The 17,500-nt window shown below is 49.3% G+C and carries 14 protein-coding genes; 7 read left to right on the top strand and 7 right to left on the bottom strand.

The genetic code is table 11. The features are described 5' to 3' along the window. Nucleotides 1-530: 530 nt before the first annotated feature. The 5 genes from KDW_RS08485 to KDW_RS08465 form a co-directional block, all read right to left on the bottom strand. Entirely contained in the window at nt 531-3,656 is a 3,126-nt protein-coding gene (locus tag KDW_RS08485; protein ID WP_151755558.1) for an FHA domain-containing protein, read from the bottom strand. Between the two features lie 226 nt (nt 3,657-3,882). Then, on the bottom strand, nt 3,883-5,157 hold the full coding sequence (locus KDW_RS08480; protein ID WP_151755557.1) for a DUF4097 family beta strand repeat-containing protein: 1,275 nt from the start codon (nt 5,155-5,157) through the stop codon (nt 3,883-3,885). After that, the gene (locus KDW_RS08475; RefSeq protein ID WP_151755556.1) at nt 5,138-5,320 is read right to left on the bottom strand and encodes a hypothetical protein; all 183 of its coding nucleotides are present in this window, start codon (nt 5,318-5,320) and stop codon (nt 5,138-5,140) included. Before KDW_RS08475 ends, KDW_RS08480 begins: the two co-directional genes overlap by 20 nt. Before the next feature lie 109 nt (nt 5,321-5,429). After that, the gene (locus KDW_RS08470) at nt 5,430-5,879 is read right to left on the bottom strand and encodes a hypothetical protein (protein ID WP_151755555.1); all 450 of its coding nucleotides are present in this window, start codon (nt 5,877-5,879) and stop codon (nt 5,430-5,432) included. Nucleotides 5,880-6,230: 351 nt separating this feature from the next. Beyond that, nucleotides 6,231-7,202 carry a YihY/virulence factor BrkB family protein gene (locus tag KDW_RS08465; RefSeq protein ID WP_151755554.1) on the bottom strand — a complete coding sequence of 324 codons (972 nt, stop codon included), beginning with the start codon at nt 7,200-7,202 and terminating at the stop codon, nt 6,231-6,233. A gap of 231 nt (nt 7,203-7,433) precedes the next feature. On the opposite strand from KDW_RS08465, the gene KDW_RS08460 reads away from it, so the two are divergent. The 7 genes from KDW_RS08460 to KDW_RS08430 all read left to right on the top strand — a co-directional run bounded on the left by KDW_RS08460 (nt 7,434) and on the right by KDW_RS08430 (nt 13,093). Then, the gene (locus tag KDW_RS08460; RefSeq protein WP_162005053.1) at nt 7,434-8,354 is read left to right on the top strand and encodes an MBL fold metallo-hydrolase; all 921 of its coding nucleotides are present in this window, start codon (nt 7,434-7,436) and stop codon (nt 8,352-8,354) included. Between the two features lie 16 nt (nt 8,355-8,370). Next, nucleotides 8,371-9,093: a site-2 protease family protein gene (locus KDW_RS08455; RefSeq protein WP_151755552.1), complete on the top strand. Its 723-nt coding sequence runs from the start codon at nt 8,371-8,373 to the stop codon at nt 9,091-9,093. Nucleotides 9,094-9,102: 9 nt separating this feature from the next. Beyond that, entirely contained in the window at nt 9,103-9,633 is a 531-nt protein-coding gene (locus KDW_RS08450) for an HD domain-containing protein (protein ID WP_151755551.1), read from the top strand. Then, nucleotides 9,633-10,469, top strand: coding sequence for a segregation and condensation protein A (locus tag KDW_RS08445; protein ID WP_151755550.1), 837 nt, complete (start codon nt 9,633-9,635; stop codon nt 10,467-10,469). The genes KDW_RS08450 and KDW_RS08445 overlap by 1 nt, the downstream gene beginning before the upstream one ends. 489 nt (nt 10,470-10,958) lie before the next feature. Further along, entirely contained in the window at nt 10,959-11,588 is a 630-nt protein-coding gene (locus tag KDW_RS08440; RefSeq protein WP_151755549.1) for a nucleotide exchange factor GrpE, read from the top strand. Nucleotides 11,589-11,651: 63 nt separating this feature from the next. Next, nucleotides 11,652-12,695, top strand: a complete 1,044-nt coding sequence (locus tag KDW_RS08435; protein WP_151755548.1) for a DnaJ C-terminal domain-containing protein — start codon at nt 11,652-11,654, stop codon at nt 12,693-12,695. Nucleotides 12,696-12,721: 26 nt separating this feature from the next. After that, nucleotides 12,722-13,093 carry a MerR family transcriptional regulator gene (locus KDW_RS08430; RefSeq protein WP_151755547.1) on the top strand — a complete coding sequence of 124 codons (372 nt, stop codon included), beginning with the start codon at nt 12,722-12,724 and terminating at the stop codon, nt 13,091-13,093. Nucleotides 13,094-13,178: 85 nt separating this feature from the next. Here KDW_RS08430 and KDW_RS08425 read toward each other — a convergent pair whose 3' ends face one another. Next, entirely contained in the window at nt 13,179-14,699 is a 1,521-nt protein-coding gene (locus KDW_RS08425; protein WP_151755546.1) for a glycoside hydrolase family 3 N-terminal domain-containing protein, read from the bottom strand. 163 nt (nt 14,700-14,862) lie between these two features. Then, on the bottom strand, nt 14,863-17,496 hold the full coding sequence (locus KDW_RS08420) for an MDR/zinc-dependent alcohol dehydrogenase-like family protein (RefSeq protein ID WP_151755545.1): 2,634 nt from the start codon (nt 17,494-17,496) through the stop codon (nt 14,863-14,865). Between the last annotated feature and the right edge of the window lie 4 nt (nt 17,497-17,500).

Here is a 17,500-nt window from a genome sequence, read left to right as displayed (position 1 = left end):
ATTCAACTTAAATTACATAATATTACGGCCATGTGGCAAATATTAGCTGAATAATCGTGAATTGTATAAGATCTTTTCTATGACAGAGAGTAAGGGAGCCAATAGCATAAAAATTAACTTTATCGTACGATAAAGTTAATTTTCTAGCTTACTTAACCCTTGATATATAGCTTGAAGAGCATAAAAACTTGAATACAGACAGGATCTACAAGGTTTTTTGACATTCTTTAATATAAAATGAATGACCATATAAATTAATAAGTATATTGGTTACAGATACCATTTTTGCTTATTTTAAGCTTGTGATGATAGCTTTTTATTAAGTTGAATATGTATAAAATATATATCTGTATATATTACTTAAGATAAAAACTTACATAAGACATCGGGTTAAATTTAAAGAAGGAAAAAGCAGCAATCATTGACACAAATGATTGCTGCTTTTTCCTTCTTATGGAAGATCATTGCCGGGTGATAAGAGATCCTCAAGGACTACATAACTGGCGTTCTTGAGGATCTCTTTTATTTTCTTATGCTCGTACGTCTTTGCGTTTGATGCACCAGGCGATGATAAGTCCCTGGATGAGGATCATCACCAGCAAGGCACCCCAGCAGAGCAGAAGGTGAGCTAATGAAGCTGGCTGATTGTTTTTATTGACGGATGAGAATAAGCTTGTGATGTAGGAGAAGTTATCAGCATCGAGTTTGTCTCCATGCAGTCCGACTGTGGTGCCCATAGCGGCCATAGACCAACGGGCACTGAAAAAGGCACCAATTACCTGCAGGAATTGTGGTTTATCGAGTGAGAAAATGACGCCAGCAAAGATAACTTGCGGGATAAGCGGCAAGGGGACAATACTCATGGCGCGATCATTGTTAGGAACGATCGCGGAGATGAGCAGTCCAGTCATGAGTCCCGCGAGTGAAGTCAGTGCCATTGAGATATAAATCTCCAGGAATGGCGGTAAAAAGACACTATGTCTATAAGGCGCGCTGATCGAGACCATGGTGACCAGAATCAGGCTTTGAACCAGACTAAAGATACCAAGTACCGCAAATTTGGAGAAGAGATATGGCGTTATACCCAGATTGACGGAACGCTCCCGTCGATAGATAGCCGACTCTTTCACAATTTCACGGGATCCATTAATACAACCAAACATAATGGCGGCAAAGGACATGATGAAGAGTAACTTTTGCGCATCTGAACCTGATCCTGGCAGGATAGAGCGTTTAAGAAATTCATCTGGTGTAAGATTTTGTTGCTGAGCAGCCATTTTACCCTGGTCGGTCTTCAAGAAGTCAACCACGACCTGACAATTATCGGTTTTATGCGAGTTGGGATCTGTCATGACCACGTGACCCACACAGGTAGCGACCTTATTTTCATTAAAGGAGCCACTACCGGCAAGGCCGAGCAAGAGTAAACCAATAATTGGTGCCTGTAAAACCAGGATAGCCAGATTGACCCGGTCATTCAAGATTAATTCTATGTAGCGCATAGAGAGCAGAATAAACTGCTTCCAGGGATTGCCAGGCTTCGGTGCTTTGACCGGTGCTGCCGGTGTTCTCAAGTTGGCATTACCGGCCGGTCCTTGCTGGATAGTGCCCACCACATAGCGAGTATAATCAGGGGACTGCTTGAATTTAGCCTCAGCTTCATCAGGAATGTTAGGATTTTCATCTGTCGGTTCAAGTGCGCTATAGATCTCAGCAAAGTCCGTTTTGCCGAAATACGCTTTAGCATCATTTGGGGGTCCAAAGTACGCCAGTCGTCCACCCTGACAGAGGAAACAGATGTAATCACAGGCATTGATATTGTTGGTCGCATGCGTAACCAGGACAATCGTGTGACCTTTGTCAGCCAGTTTACGCAGCAACAACATCATCTTACGATCCAGACCCGGATCAAGTCCCGAGGTTGGTTCATCCAGGAAGAAGACGCTAGGATTCGCCAGTAATTCCAATGCAATCGAGACACGTTTACGTTGTCCGCCGGAAAGCTTATTGACCAGCAGACCACGGCGATGCTTCATCTCAACATCTTCGAGCACCTCATCGATGCGTTCTTTAATCTGCTTCTCTGTAAAGTCCTGTGGCAGGCGTAATTTAGCCGCGTAGTACAGCGCTCGTTCAACCGACAACTCACGGTGAATAATATCATCCTGAGGAACATAGCCCAGTTGAGTGCTGAAGGATGCCAGATTGCGATAATAATCCTGTCCATTATAGAGGACCATACCCTGTTGAGCAGGACGCAGGCCGTTCAGCGCATCCATCAGCGTCGATTTGCCGGCACCGGAACCACCAACCAGAGCAACAAACTTACGAGGCGGAATGGCAAAAGAGATATCGTTGAGCAGAACGACATGTTTATTGCCTTCCTTTTTCAGATTCAACGCATCGATCCGAATACCATAACTTTCATCCTGTTGTGTCAGGACGGTACCTGTATACGTGAGTTTGAATGGACCGATACGAATGATATCGCCTGGTGTCAGGTTTTGATTGGAAGCACGCTGGCTATTTACATAGACATGATTCGTACTATTCAGGTCCACCAGGCGATAGCCGCCCTGTACCTGTTCCAGGCGAGCATGATGACTGGAGACCTGTGGATGTTTCAGGACAACCATGTTATCAGGTGCGCGACCCAATGTAATGACAGGTGCCCCCAGTTGGATTGGCTGTAGTTCAGGAACGGCATCCTGTACCTGACCGCTTCCATCATTATAGGTGAGAGAAACAAAGGTACCATTAGCATCACTGATACGAAACACATCTCCGCGGGTCAGGACACGACGGAATTGTTGTTGACCAGCAATGTTTTGTCCCTGGAAGGTCAAACCATTCAATGTATGACCGCGTTTAGGATGAGGATGAATCAGGACCAGTTGATTGCCTTCGCGCACAATTTGTGCATGGAAACTGGAAATAGTCGGGCGATTAATCACAATGGTATTTGAAGGATCGCGCCCAATATCAAAGACCTGACGATCAGGTGTTAATGGATATTGATGCTTTTCTTGATCAGTATTGGTACTGACCTCAAGGGTTGGAGTGCCAACTATGCCAGCTGGTCGGCCACCGCTCATATCAAACGGCTGTTGCGCCTGGGTTGGCAGAACCTCATCAAAATTATATGCCGGTGGTGCTGGCTGCCCATTACCATTCCTCACACCAGGATTGCTGAGAGGAGCCGCGGCATAATTTGGTGGTTGCTGTTGATTACCCATTGGCGCCTGCATGGGTGGATACGCAGGTGGTGCCTGCACCTGTGGCGTCGCCGGAGGGACATTCGCGCCACGCTCAGTCGAGTTCGGCGTAGGACGAGCACTGTCTGCAATCAATAAAAGAAAGGTTGTCCCCTGACCTAAACTAATTGTATCGCGATCATTGAGGGGCGATTGATTGATCTCGCGCTGATTGAGCAAAATGGTATTTTGAGGCGCTGCCTTCTTAATTGACCACACATTGCCATTCCACATGATCTGTGCATGATGGCGTGATACGGATGGATCAGAAATAACTATATCATTGCCGGGTTCACGGCCCATATTTGTAATGGGTTTAGTAATCGGAAAAGTTTTGCCGGCCAATGGTCCGGTCAAAAATTGAAGTGAACCAAGCACTGTAGGATTGTTCACCGCGTTCATGAAAATCTACCGTAGTTGCATTTCCTATTGTTATGACAGGTAAGCACTACGGCCCTCCTTTCTGCGTGAGCGTGGCTGGTGTAACAGGGAATAAGATAGCCAGGAAACGCAAAAAACACAAAATTATGACGTAACCTATAATGATAATTTTGCTTCCCAAACTGTAGCAGTTCCCTGAGCATGTGCCATTATACTTTGGCTGGTTTAAAGTGACAAGCACGTGGAGCTACTGTGTAGCTTCTCTGGCCTTTAGTATATGAACGTCGCCAGTGCTGATATCTAGGACAAGAGTTGCTGGCGAGGTCGTGCTCGCATTGGGATTAAGTGGTCCGTGATAATTAACGGGTCCACCATTGTTGGTGACCTTGATCGGAAAATCGCTACGGATCGCACCGATGTTGGTGTTGGCATCCAGCGTAACATTGCTGTTGGCTGGTAGTGTGACGTTGATCTTGCCGTTTTCATTGCGTAACATATAGCGGGCATTGGCCTGGGGATCGGTAGGTAGCAGAAGAAAGCCGCCAAAAGTCACATCGCCCTGGCTGGTTTCAAGTCTGGAGCCATCGGCCAGGACCGCATGCGAGACCGTGACATTGCCATCGACTCCGTGCAGATTGAAGATGCCGCTCAGTCCATCAACAGCAATATTGCCCTTTGCAGCATCTACCTGGATAGGCGTCATGGGACGATCAGTTGTTTGTACAACGGCTGGCGGCATCGTCACTGTTAGATCAACCTGATTGTCTGTTGTTTCAGGTAAGGTCACGTTAATTACCAGCGCGCTGGTATTGTCACCAGCGCCTGGTGTCGCAGTAGGCGTCCCCGTAGTCGTCGGAGTGGTGGTCTGGCTGGAACAGCTCAACGGTTTGGTTAACGTCATCAGCGGTTGAATCTCGATTGAAACCTGATTGAGCAGGGTTTTACCTGCAGCATCACTGGTGGCCTGGACGGTTTTCAGAGCACTCACGGTGGTGGTAGTAGCCGCTGGATCAATCTTGAGACTGACATTACCAATCTTGTCGCATACCTGAATACGCGTAACCTGGGTCAGTTTAACTTCTTGCGTTACCGCCTGAGTGAACGGCTTTTTGCCTGGTAAGCCAGGCAGACCGCTAAGATGACCGCCATTCTGGATCGAGTTGAGGCCCAGAAAAACCAGTAGTGCCAGTACACCCACGACCAGTAAAACGCCAAACATACAGCCCAGTAAGAGCGTTGGCCAGACCCGGCGTTTCTGTGGAGCATATATCTGTCGTGCCACACGCCTGGGAGGTTGTTGATAAGGACGTGAGGGAGTGCCTTCACGCGCCCGGCGTGGACGGGTACCCGGAGGACGAGAGGCACGAGAAGCACGCTGAGTGCGGGCTGGAGGGTCATCATAATCCAGATAATCCTCATAGCCCTCGTAATCATCTTCATGAATATAGCGATTCTCAACAAAATAATCGTCATCCTCAGGATGCCAACCGTTTTGAGAATGATTATTTCTTCCTTTGCCCATAGCTACTGCTTGCCTCGCTTTCGAGTCCGATTACCTGCTCAAGAGAAGTGGGAATGAGTTGCTTGTCTGGCTGTTCCTGGGACAGTGCATAGGTGTTTTTTCCCTCAAGGAAGAGGGCTGGCAGCAAAGCCAGCAGGGGAAAAAGACTTCCCTGTTTCCACATGGATAGAAAACTCCTCGTAGCCTGGATTACCACAGAGAGGACATACTCTGCCTATCCATTGTAGCATATCGTCACATCGGACTACACCTGCCTGCAACAGCTTCAGGGCTTATGCAGGTAGATAGGTTAGGTGGCGGCTATTCAGCCAGGAGATCTGTTGATGATTGAGTTTTCTGGTATTTATACAGAGATATGCCTTCTCACTATCCTCAATAGCGGGAAACCAGGATTCACTGGGCTGTAACGGAAAACCTTTCAGCAGGGCAGTGATATTATGGGGAGCTAATACGTTCCCCTGGCTAGATATAGTCATGACTTGAGCCTGTTCGGGTTGAAACGAGAGGATGAGTTGAGCCTGTAAGGCTTGATTAAGAATATGTACATGTTTGGTCAGGAGATATTGATGTGCCAGACATACGACAAAAAGCACCTCGCCTACTTCTTTGTAGACCCGATGTCCAATTAATTGATCCCCTGTTTCTGCACAGCAGCGCTTGAGCTCTGCACATATGGTCTGCTCATTCTCAATTGGCACTGCAATATAGATCAAAATATTCATCTCATCTTCCTCTTCTATCAATCTACCCCAACGTCCAAGATACAAATTTTAATCGACATGCTTATATTTAATAATAATGTGCGTAAGCGGTCAAGCAATTTCTGGCTATGAACAGGTTAAAAAAAGCGTATCCGGTAATGAATTCATCACCGGATACGCTTCTAGTATTTTGTCAAACTCGGTATGATGGGTTGTGCGCCCGCTACGCGGGCGGACTGGGGGGAGATGCCGGGGGCCCAGCCCCGATCCCCCAGTCAAGGGGCTCGCCGCTTGATCATGCCCCCGGCATGCTCGCTTGCATCCCTGCCACCCTATCACATGATGTCTGACAGACTACCAGGAAAGTAGCAATTAGCTACTACGACTGACGCGGGTCACAAAATCGTTAGGTGTTGGTTGAACATTTTCTACAAAGTAAGCATTTACTGTGGCACCAATCAAGATGACCAGTGCAATTACATAGAAGAAAAGCATGAACACCAGGGCGAAAGCGATCTGTCCCACGATCCCACTGGTATAGTTGCGGATATAGAGTGGGAAAAGGACCAGTCCAATCTGCAATACCACAGCGGCAGCAATAGCACCCGGAGCGCTGGCACGCAGGCGTCCTTTTAAGGTCCCTTTACGATTAGGAATGAAGGTATACATAACCTCGAATAATACAAAGGAAACCAGCAGACTGGTGATAACGCCAATGATGCGGTTGACCATGCTCATGTTAGAGGTTAGTGGCGTATTTTGCATGATTGACACTATTTGTTCAGGGATGACTGAGCTCAGAACCAGCAAAGGAGTCAACACCATAAAAACAAGGACCATAATGATGGCCAGGATATTTTTTTGTTTCTGTGGGCGTTGAGGTACACGATAAATAATATCGAAACAGGCCTCAAGCAGGGTAAAGAGGCGTGAGCCAAAGAAGATCGCCGTAAGAACACTCACGAAAATCCAGATGCCCGAGCCCTGTGAAAATTTCTGGAGCGCAGACGACGTAATTCCTGCTGGCAAGATCTGCGGTGGCAAAACCCCTTGAAGATGTTTAATAAACTGGGTACGAGCATCAGGATTGAGGCTACCAATAACGTTACCAATAATCGCAATGATCAGCATGCCCAATGGGATTACAGAAGTTACCAGACCAAAGGTAAGCGCCTGGGTCAGATGGTGAGACCAATCGTGATAAAACTTCTTCGCAAATTGACCTGCTGTTTTGGTGCCGGACTTAATGTTCGTTGCGGCATCAGATGTGAGATCCTGGGCCTTTTGTTTCGCACCGTTGTTTGTAGAACGGCCACGTTCTGGATTCTGGCGGAGAGAGGTCATTTTTATTCCTCCATGATTCAAGCTTCCCTCATATGAACTACATATGAGGTGATAGATGTATTAGGATTATTCCGAGGCATTAATTAACCTTTACTTAACAATAGGTTCACGGTTGAACTTGTTTAATCGTTTCAAATAGCGAGGAAGCAACCTTTTCAATACTTTCACCAGACGTTATAATATGGTGAGCCGGCTATCATAAAAAGTAGGGTGCGTAGGAGCAATATGTATATGGGCAATGTCGAGGAATCGCGTTTTCTGGTTCGATTTTGGGGAGTACGTGGCAGCTATCCTACTCCTGGTCCCCGTACGCTGCGCCATGGCGGTAACACCTCCTGTGTTGAGATAAGGGCAGGAGGGCAGACGCTTATTTTTGATGCTGGCAGTGGAATTATCGGCTTGAGTTCAGCCATCATGCAAAAGATGAACGACCGAGCCGAATTCAATGTCTCATTGTTTATTACCCATGGGCATAGTGACCATCTGCTAGGTTTTCCATTTTTTTCTCCACTTTTTGATCCCCGTACCAATCTGCACCTGTTTGGTCCTCAGCTAGCGGGACACAATATAGAAGAATTGATGGTACCGCTCATGTCGCCACCATATTTTCCTGTAGATGTACGACAACTCCCATCGCAACGCACATTTCACACCATCGTAGATGACCAATGCATCAGTTGGAAGCAAGGCGCAAAAAATCCCGATGTGACGACAATCGCCGCGAAGGCACCGACACTGGCGTCCGACGAGATTCGTATCCTGGCCAGATTCACACACAGCCATCCTTTAAATGGTGCTATTATTTATCGTGTAGAGTATGCAGGACGTAGTGTTGTGTATGCGACAGATGTAGAGTGGAACAGCGATATCGAGCAAGCGTTTCTAGATTTCATGGCGGGTGCGGATGTGCTGATTCACGATGCGCAGTATACGACCCCGGATTACCAGAAAGAGAAGCAAGGTTTCGGCCATAGTACCGTTTTTATGGCCACCGAAGTAGCACGCATTGCGGGCGTGAAACAACTGATCTTATTTCACCATGAACCGACATACGACGATAATCAGCTAGATCTTATGGAAGCAGAAGCCCGGACGCACTTTGCGCAGACGCGCTCCGCCTGTGAAGGTATGGAGATAGATCTTTTAGCTTGAAAGAATGAGTGAGTGAATGTTAGATGTGATCTTATCGCTAATGATAATCGTCTCATTTCTTGCAGCCATCCCCCTGCACGAATGGGCGCATGCACAAATGGCCTATCAGTTAGGAGATCGAACTCCCGGTACACTGGAGCGCAAGACTTTGCGCCTGGGATCGCATATTGATCCAATTGGAACCTTGTTGTGTGTGATCATGGCTTTTCAAGCCTATCTCGGAATAGGATGGGGACGCCCGATCAAGCCAGATCCCTGGAAAATGAAGGTAGGCGCTAACACTGGTATATTGCTTGTAGCATGCGCGGGTCCATTGTTTAATTTACTGATTGGACTGGCAGTGGCGGCCCTGACACGAGTCATTATTCCAATTACAGGAGACAATATTGCCCTGCATTTCGTCATGAAATTGCTGAGCGTCTTTGCCACCGTAAATATCGGCCTGGCCATTTTCAATCTGATTCCCTGTTATCCACTGGATGGTTATCAAGTATTGTATACATTCTTGCCCAGCCGGCAGGCAGTCCAATTCGCACGCACAGCGGCCTACGGACCTTTTATCATCCTGATTTTGTTTTTTTTCTTACCCTTTATCGTCCAATTCACGCCTGGGCTGCGTGAGTTTCCTTTGTTCAAACTGGCCTCTTATATTAGCTCGCTGGCCTTATTCCTGGCCTCATTGATGGCTGGTACACCACTCGACCAATATTATATTTATGGAAATTATATCTTTCAATAGAAGGCAAGTATGAATTTCGTCGCCACGGTCATGTATCGTTTACGGCAGGTACGTCAACAGCTTGGATTTGTACCACCATTGAGCACCGAAGATTATCGAGAAGTTGAGCGCTGGCTTTCCCGGCCGGCCCTCAACCTTTTTCGGACTATGACGCCGGCGGATCAGCAGCACAGTCTGCGTGTCTGTCGTGGACTCCAGGCGAGAGGTTGCCAGGAGCATGATTTGCTGGCAGCCGCATTACTCCACGATGTCGGTAAAGCCGAAGGCCGGGTTCCTTTCTGGACGCGCCCCATGATCGTTCTGGGCAAGAAGTTCACGCCGAGCCTTTTACAACGCTCCGTTATTGATCCTGAGCACATTGAACACGCGCGTTATCCTCGCTGGCGTCGTGCCCTCAGTTATGCCTGGTATCATGCTGAAGTTGGTGCTTCGCTCGCCGCTGCTGCTGGACTATCCGAGCGAGCCGTGCTCTATATTCGTACTCATCACCAGCCGCACGGACCGGCCGCCGAACTTTATCTGGTCGACGAGGTATCCTGATGGTGGTAGAGCAGTTCCCTTCCTCCGAAGAAGCAACCGCCGAAGAGCAGGCCCGCTATATCGTCCACTTGCCCGTCTTTGAAGGACCACTTGACCTGCTCTTGCACCTGATCGAAAAGCGCCAGATGGAGATTACCACCATCTCACTCCTCGAAGTTACCGATCAATATCTGGAGCAATTACGCCTCTGGGAAAAGCAGAACGTCTTGCCTCTGGCAAATATGGCTGCCTTCGTCTCTATCGCGGCCCGGCTGCTCTTTATTAAATCGCAGAGTTTGCTACCACAGACGCCACGTGAGCAAGAGGCTGGTGTGTCCGATAGTGCCGGTGCCATGGCTGACGAACTGCAGCGACATCTTTTTGAATACAAACTGGCCAAAGACATCGCCACGGTCCTGCGCCGGCGTGAAGAACAAGGACTCCAGACATACAGTCGTTCGAGCCTGCTGGCGGGCATCGAAGCCCAGCTAGCCTGGACCCCGCCGACGCTGGTCGGTATGGAAGCTACCGCTCTCTCGGAAACCTTTCAACGTCTGCTGGAGCAGCAGGAGAAAAAAGTGGTCCCGGGAATAGAACTCATGCCCGTTGCCCGTGTACGCGTCAGCGAACGCATTACAGAGATCCGCACTCGCCTCAGCGTCTCCACCATGGTCGCCCTCAACGAGATTATTGCCAGTGAAACCTCACGCCTCGTCATCATCGTCACATTTATCGCCGTGCTCGAACTCTGGAAGTGGGAACGCATCAACATCCAGCAGGACAACCTCATGGGTCCCATCCTGCTCACCCGTGGCGGTCGCTGGTCCGAGGAATGGCAAGAAATGGTCGACGACTAGAACCATGCTGGCTGGATCAACCCAACGTACCGACATTGCACGTACGATGGGTCTGCCGCTACATCTTTGACGATGAGCAGGAAACTTGACAGTAGTCGACTCAAGTTTTATACTGTTAAGACAATAAAGCTTGTGCATATCCTTGTCAAGTACCCCACGCTGAAAGGCGGGGGCTTGCAGATGGAGTAACTTCTACTCGTCTTCTGCAAGCCCGGACTTGACCAGCCTCAGCCAGGGGGAGGAATCCCTATCGGGCTACGATATCGGTAGTGCTCAAGAACATACCTTGGGATGCACGCCAGTCCCAGGCTCTATAATCGCTCAGTTAAGCAGCCAGACGGGGTTCGAGGCAGTGCTGAGAGAATAGGCAGGCCGGTATCATTGGCGAGGCAAACGTTACTTCGTGCGGGAAAGGGTGCCAGCCATCTCTGGTTAGGAGGAGGAACCGCACTTTTCTCCCCCTCCCCTTCGGGGGCATTTTCTTGATGAATGACATTAAAAAAAGGAGGCGTGCTCCCTCCCCATGCCGTGATCGGCAGGGATACCCGCACGAATTTAATGATGGAAGAGCAGAGAGATAAATCAGCTGATCAGGCTAATATAATAGATCAAAAAGATACAAATGGTGTAGAAAAGAATGTAGAGCAGCGCATCGCTGATTTAGAGGCCCAGTTGGCCCAGTCCAAGAAAGAATCGACTGAAAACTGGAACAAGTACCTACGCGAACGAGCGGACTGGGATAATTTCCGTAAGCGCCAGGAACGCCTGGTCTCTGATCGCGTTCTGTATCAGAAAAAGGCCTTATTCAATAAACTATTAGAAGTCATGGACAATGTTGAGCGTGCACTGATGTATGAAGATACCATGGATAAAACACAAATTCAGCACACCCTGCACATGCTCCAATGGCAAATGAACGAAGTCTTACGAGGCGAAGGACTCAACGCAGTGCCTACCGTTGGCGAGTCTTTCAATCCTTATATGCATGAGGCGGTAGAAGCTGTCGAGAGTAGTGAGCAGCCTGATGGGGTGGTATTAGAAGAGCTACGTAAAGGCTATACCTTAGGCGAAGAAACACTACGTCCAGCCCGTGTGAAAGTAAGTGTTGGCAGCAAGTAAGACCCAAACTGACGGAGGTACTGACCGTGCCTCGTAGACAATATTCTGTAAGAGGGCTGGGACATGGATTATAAAGATTATTACAAAATATTGGGGGTAGCACGAGGCGCAAGCTCGGATGACATCAAGAAAGCTTTCCGTAAACTGGCCCGTAAGCATCATCCTGATGTCAATCCGGGCGATAAGAAGGCTGAAGAGAAATTTAAAGAGATCAACGAAGCCTATGAAGTGCTCTCCGATGCCGACAAGCGGAAACGCTATGATACGCTTGGTCCGAACTGGCAGGAGCAATTTGGTCCCAATTTCTCGGGTGCTGGCCGTCGTACCTATTCTTATGGCGGCGGTGGTGGTGGTGCGCGCTCACCTTTTGACTTTGATGCAGGTGGGGCCAGTGGTTTCTCCGATTTCTTCGAGGCCCTCTTTGGTCGTAGCAATGCTGCCGGTCGTAGCGCTGGCATGGGTGGTGGAATGCGTGATGATCTCCGGCGTCGAGCGGGAGACAGTATTGAGCAACCCGTTGAAGTAAGCATGCAAGAAGCTTATATGGGTGGTTCACGTACCTTCAACATTCAATCCACTGAAGTCTGCACCAGTTGTCGTGGAACGGGCGAGGTCAATAACAAAAGCTGTCCCACGTGTGGTGGTCAAGGACAGGTGCCCAAGAGCAAACGCCTCCAGGTGAAAATTCCAGCAGGCGTGGACAATGGTTCAAAGATCCGTGTGGCTGGCGAGGGTCAGCCAGGCATTGGTGGTGGACCGCGTGGTGATCTCTTTCTGGTGATTAGCGTCAGGCCTGACCCAACCTTTGAGCGTAAAGGTGATGATCTGCATGTTGCTGTCAATGTTGAACTGGTCAAAGCCATGCTCGGTGGAGAAGTTGCCGTCCCCGCACCTGATGGACGCAAATTTCTCCTCACCATTCCGTCTGAGACCCAGAACGATCGGCAGTTCCGCCTGACTGGTAAAGGTATGCCGCGTCTTCGTGGTGAAGGCAGTGGTAACCTCTATGCCCACGTCAAAGTTGTATTACCAATGCAACTCACTGCCGAAGAACGAGAACTGTTTGAGAAGCTAGCGCGTAGCCGAGGAGTTGAAGCTCATTCATAGCGCAGCAAAAGGAGAGTGGAGCAATCATGCTAGACAATGGTGATGGCGCCTGGTACATAATTAGTATCGCTGCCCAACGGGCCGATGTTCACGAACAAACTTTGCGTCATTACGAACGTTTAGGACTGATCTCGCCTGCGCGAAAAGGTACCAGTCCACACAGCCCGCGCCTGTATTCGGATTATGACATTGAACGCGTGATTCAGATACGCCGCTTAATGCGTGATCTAGGCGTTAATCTGGCTGGAGTGGAAGCCATCCTGCACATGAAGGACCGCATGGAGCGAATGCAGGAAGATATAGAGCAAGAGATGATCAAGATGCGTGAGCAGCATGCCACTGAGACGCGGCGCTTAAAAGATATCATCGAGCGACTCCAGCGTGGCACACAGTCCTGATTGACCGGGTGCCTGGCTGCGATTGCTACAAAAAAAGGGAAGCAGAAGAAGGAAATATGTTTCCACTTCTGCTTCCCTTTTTTTATCAGGCATTTTCGGGCGCAACCGCAGGAAGCAGATTGCGTTCCATTTTTAAGGCCAGTACACGAGTAGCGGCTTCATCCAGCCTGCTCTTCGAGAGCGTGCCATCCTTCAGGGCGGCTTTGATGCCGTTGACCATGGCCTGTAAACTCTCAGGACTGCCGGAGCCCAGTAACAGATCATTGCCAGCTTTCAGCGCCATCACACCGGCTTGAGGCAAGCCAATATGTTTACCATTGACCTGGACTCCAAGCATGGTCAGGGCATCGGTTATGGCCACTCCATCATAGCCCATCTCCTGCCGCAGGATTTTTGTCATGAAGGTAGGTGATAGTTCAGCAATATAGGTAGGATCAATCGAAGGAACCAGCTCGTCCGTTGACATAATGATACCGGGTTGTTCCATCTTATCGTTGGAATGAACAAAATGCTGGAACGGTGCCAGATCAGTATGATACAGCTGTTCTTTTGTCTGTTTAACCGTGACAAAGACCGCATGTGGATCAGTGGATTTGGGGGCACTGCCGAGGCCGGGAAAGTGCTTCATACTCGCAATGACCCCTCCAGACTGCATGGCTCTGGTATAAGCGCCTGCATACGTAATCACATCATCCGCTGTAGGTCCAAAGGAGCGCTGATCATAGCCAATATAGCCATCATCCGTCGAGACATCCACATCAGGAGCGAAGTTTGTATTGATGCCCAGTGAAAGAAGGTCATGAGCGACTTTGGTTCCTTCATGGGTCGCGACCGTGACACTCTTACTATTATGGATATCGCGTGCCGACAGGCGGGGTGGATACACATTGGTCAGGCGATGCACATTCCAGCCTTCTTCATCCACCGAGATCAACAACGGAAAATCCGCCCGCTGCTGCATATGAGCAGTATCCCGTTTCGTCTGGGCCAGGGTATTAATCTGGCGTTGGTACATAATCACGCCACCGGCATGGAGAATATGGATCATCGTATCCAGGGTAGGTGAATATCCATCTTGCTGGTACTCAACCATCATAATCTGCCCGATCTCCTGATCCAATGGCATTTTCGAGACCGTAAGATACGCTAACTGCCGATCCTTCATATGTGTTGAAAGATGGCGTAAATCATCGATTTGCTGACTGGTTAAAGGCGGTGCCACAAATTTGCCGACTGTAGCAGGGGTCTTCGGTGATGGGATTAAAGCCACCTGACCAAAAATAAGGCGTCGGCCGATAAAGAGGCTTCCTACAATGACCAGAGCCGCCAGTAGTGCCAGAGGCACCGCTACGCGCCAATGAAATGTTCGCCGTGGCCCAGGCTTTTTCGCCAGTTCTGGCTTTTCAGGAGGTACAACACTTTTTGGCGCATCAGGTATAGCGGGCTTATCTGATGGGGAAGTGGACTCCTGTTCTGGTGAGGCTATTGGCGAGGAATGTGACACGCCCGGGGAGCGAAATTGCAGCTTCCCAGGTGAAGGATTCTCAAAAATTTTATGTGCTGTATCACCATCTGAGTGTTCGAATAGTGATTCATGGTTATCCATTGTTTACTCCCAGTTATTGCTAACTACTCCAGCCCCTCACATATATCATCGAGCAAATAAAGAGGCGATAGATCTAACTATGTTGCAAGCCCTCTGTACTATGGACCTGGAGACAGGCATGCTTAGCAAAATCTATCGCCCTGTGAATGTATATTGAACGCTGTTAGCGGCTACCTGCTCTCTTTTTGCGATTGCGAGGTCGTTGCGCTTGCACGCGTGGTGTCTGTGCCTCTTCTATCTCTTGTAACGTATCAGTGGATGAGATGGTTGCTGAACTCGCCGCATCTCCCTCCTCCGCTACAGACTCTGTTTGATGCGTGGATGGCGTCTCTGTTTCCACCTGCGCATCCACCACAGGGGTCTCCTGAGCTTGATCTACCGGCGTGACCTGTTCAGACTGCTCAGTGGATGTCTCAGCATCTTCAGAGCCACTATCGGGGCTTACAATCGCATTTTGAGGCTCTGGTACTTTGGTGTTCTCCTCAACCAATGATCCATCTTGCTCTTGAGGCTCTGGTACATAACTGTTCTCATCGTGCATGATATATGGTTCCAGAGGTTCAGGATCACCATTGAGTTCCTCAACGTCCTGTTTCTGTTCATCGTCTACAGAAATAGGGGAGATCTCTTCATAAGCTATATCTTGTGCAGGTTCATGCTCGGTCAGCGTTGTCCCTACCAGATCTGACGATGGTGTCTCAGCAACAAATCCTGCTGGTTCCTCAGTATTGCTAGCGATAGGGGATGCTGGCTCAGATGAAACGGCAACACTTTCAATCTCCAGTGCTTCCGGTTGTACCTCTTCAACCTGATCCATTTCCTCAATATCATCCAGGATAGATGGTGTGGCATCATCATCCGCAGAAGCCAGTTCTGGATGCGGGATGGAGTTAAGCTCATCATCCGCAGAAGCCAGTTCTGGATGCGGGATGGAGTTAAGCTCATCATCCGCAGAAGCCAGTTCTGGATGAGAGATGGAGTTAAGCTCGGATGAAGAAGCCGCGCGAGGCTCCTCTGGTACCTGTTGTTCATACTCCGAGACCAGTTCGGAGGAAAGAGGAATAGAACTGCGCGGAAAAAGCGTCGTTGCATCTGATTCCAGATTGAGTTCTGTTTCGGTTTGTGGAATCAACTGCGAGCGCGAGACACGCTGAGTCCTGTCCTCCAACTCCAGATCTTCGGAGCGGTATATTGGTCCCTGGGCCGGGATTGGCTCTTCCTGCTGGATATGAGGAAACTCAACATGACCCTGCATCTGGGATTGCGGTACATACGTCCTGAAGTCTCCAGTCGCGTGTCTGCCACCCATTACTGGCAGTGCTGTCGCAGTATCATCATCGTCGAATTCCTCCGCTGCTTTGGTGGCCTTTGGTTTTCTGGCCAATTCCTTGGTATGCGGTTGTGCGGACGGAATTTCTTTCTGTTTGCCTGGTGTCAGTGGAACATTCAGTGGATAGTCGCCTGACTGCCTGACCTCATCGCCTGAGCGTTCCATGAAGTTAATGGTTGACTGGCGACGGATGCGTGGAGCAGAGGCACGCACATTTGGAACTACTGAAGCGGGCAAGAGCGAATAATCAAAGACCACTTTTGTGGCCCGACTCTCGGCTTTATTTTTCGCTGTCAGTAAGGCATTCTTATAGTTATCCAATGCGAAATGATGGGTAATTAACTGCTCGGGCGTAATGCGGCGCTGCTGAATCAGCTCTGAGACCACGCGAAATGTGGAGGTCTGCTCATGACCTTCCAGGGGCCAATATTCTAGTCCATGGCTATTGCTACCCAGTAGCGAGATCTCCTGATTCCAGAGAGGAGTCAGATCGATATTCATCGGATGTTGACTCATGCCGACCAGGACAATGGAGCCGCGGGAGCGTACCCAGCGTAGCGCGTGGTGTAAGGTATTTTGACGGAACCAGCTACGCTTCTGTCCGATCGTATCGTAGATGACATCATAGCCACCCTGGAGCATCTGATTACCCAGTATGCCTCTATGGAGTGTGGCATTGGTCGCGCGTTGGATACCTTCATAGGCACCATCTTCATAAATGATCTGGGACGCGCCCATGCGTGTCGCCTGTTCCACTTGAAATGGATAGCGGGCCAGCACACTGATCTCAATTTGCGGTACCAGCGCTCGTATAACCTGCTGGGTCAGTAAGCCGACCGTGCCGGCCCCGATAATCAAGACGCGTTCTCCGGGATGAGGAAGATGGCGTAGCACTGCGTGGGTTGCCACTGCCGTTGGCTCTAACATGACTGCCTGCTCATCGCTCAAGCTGGAAGGCACGCGGAACAACTGTTGCTCATGCAGTAACATCTCTTCACTCCAGCCACCGCCCAGGGGTGGGGGAGACAGAAAAGAGCCATGGTCACAGAGATTATAGTTACCTGTCGAGCAGGCATGGCAGAGGGACTGAACGCCAGCCGTAATACAATTGGGTCGCCATTGCAGCACAACGCGATCTCCCACATGCACCCGTTGCACATCATCGCCCACCTCAATTACCTCACCCACCACCTCATGGCCGGGATAAAATTCTTTCTGGCTGGGAGTAGCTGCCGAGGCCACGCGTTGATCGCCGCTACCTCGAAAAAGCAGATGTAAATCACTGCCACAGATACCGGAAAGGCGATTGCGAACACGCACCCAGCTACTTTCGGGTAGAGATTGGCGTGGCAAATTTTGGACTTGTAACGGTGAATAAGAAGAAAAAAAGATATTCTGGTAAAAGTGACCAAGTAGCTGCGTTAGCAGCACCTTCTTCTGGTCAAGGTCCATCGTAGAGGTCCACATAGCA

It is taken from the genome of Dictyobacter vulcani, assembly GCF_008974265.1.
GTDB lineage: Bacteria > Chloroflexota > Ktedonobacteria > Ktedonobacterales > Ktedonobacteraceae > Dictyobacter > Dictyobacter vulcani.
This window is presented reverse-complemented; position numbering and strand designations above follow the sequence as displayed.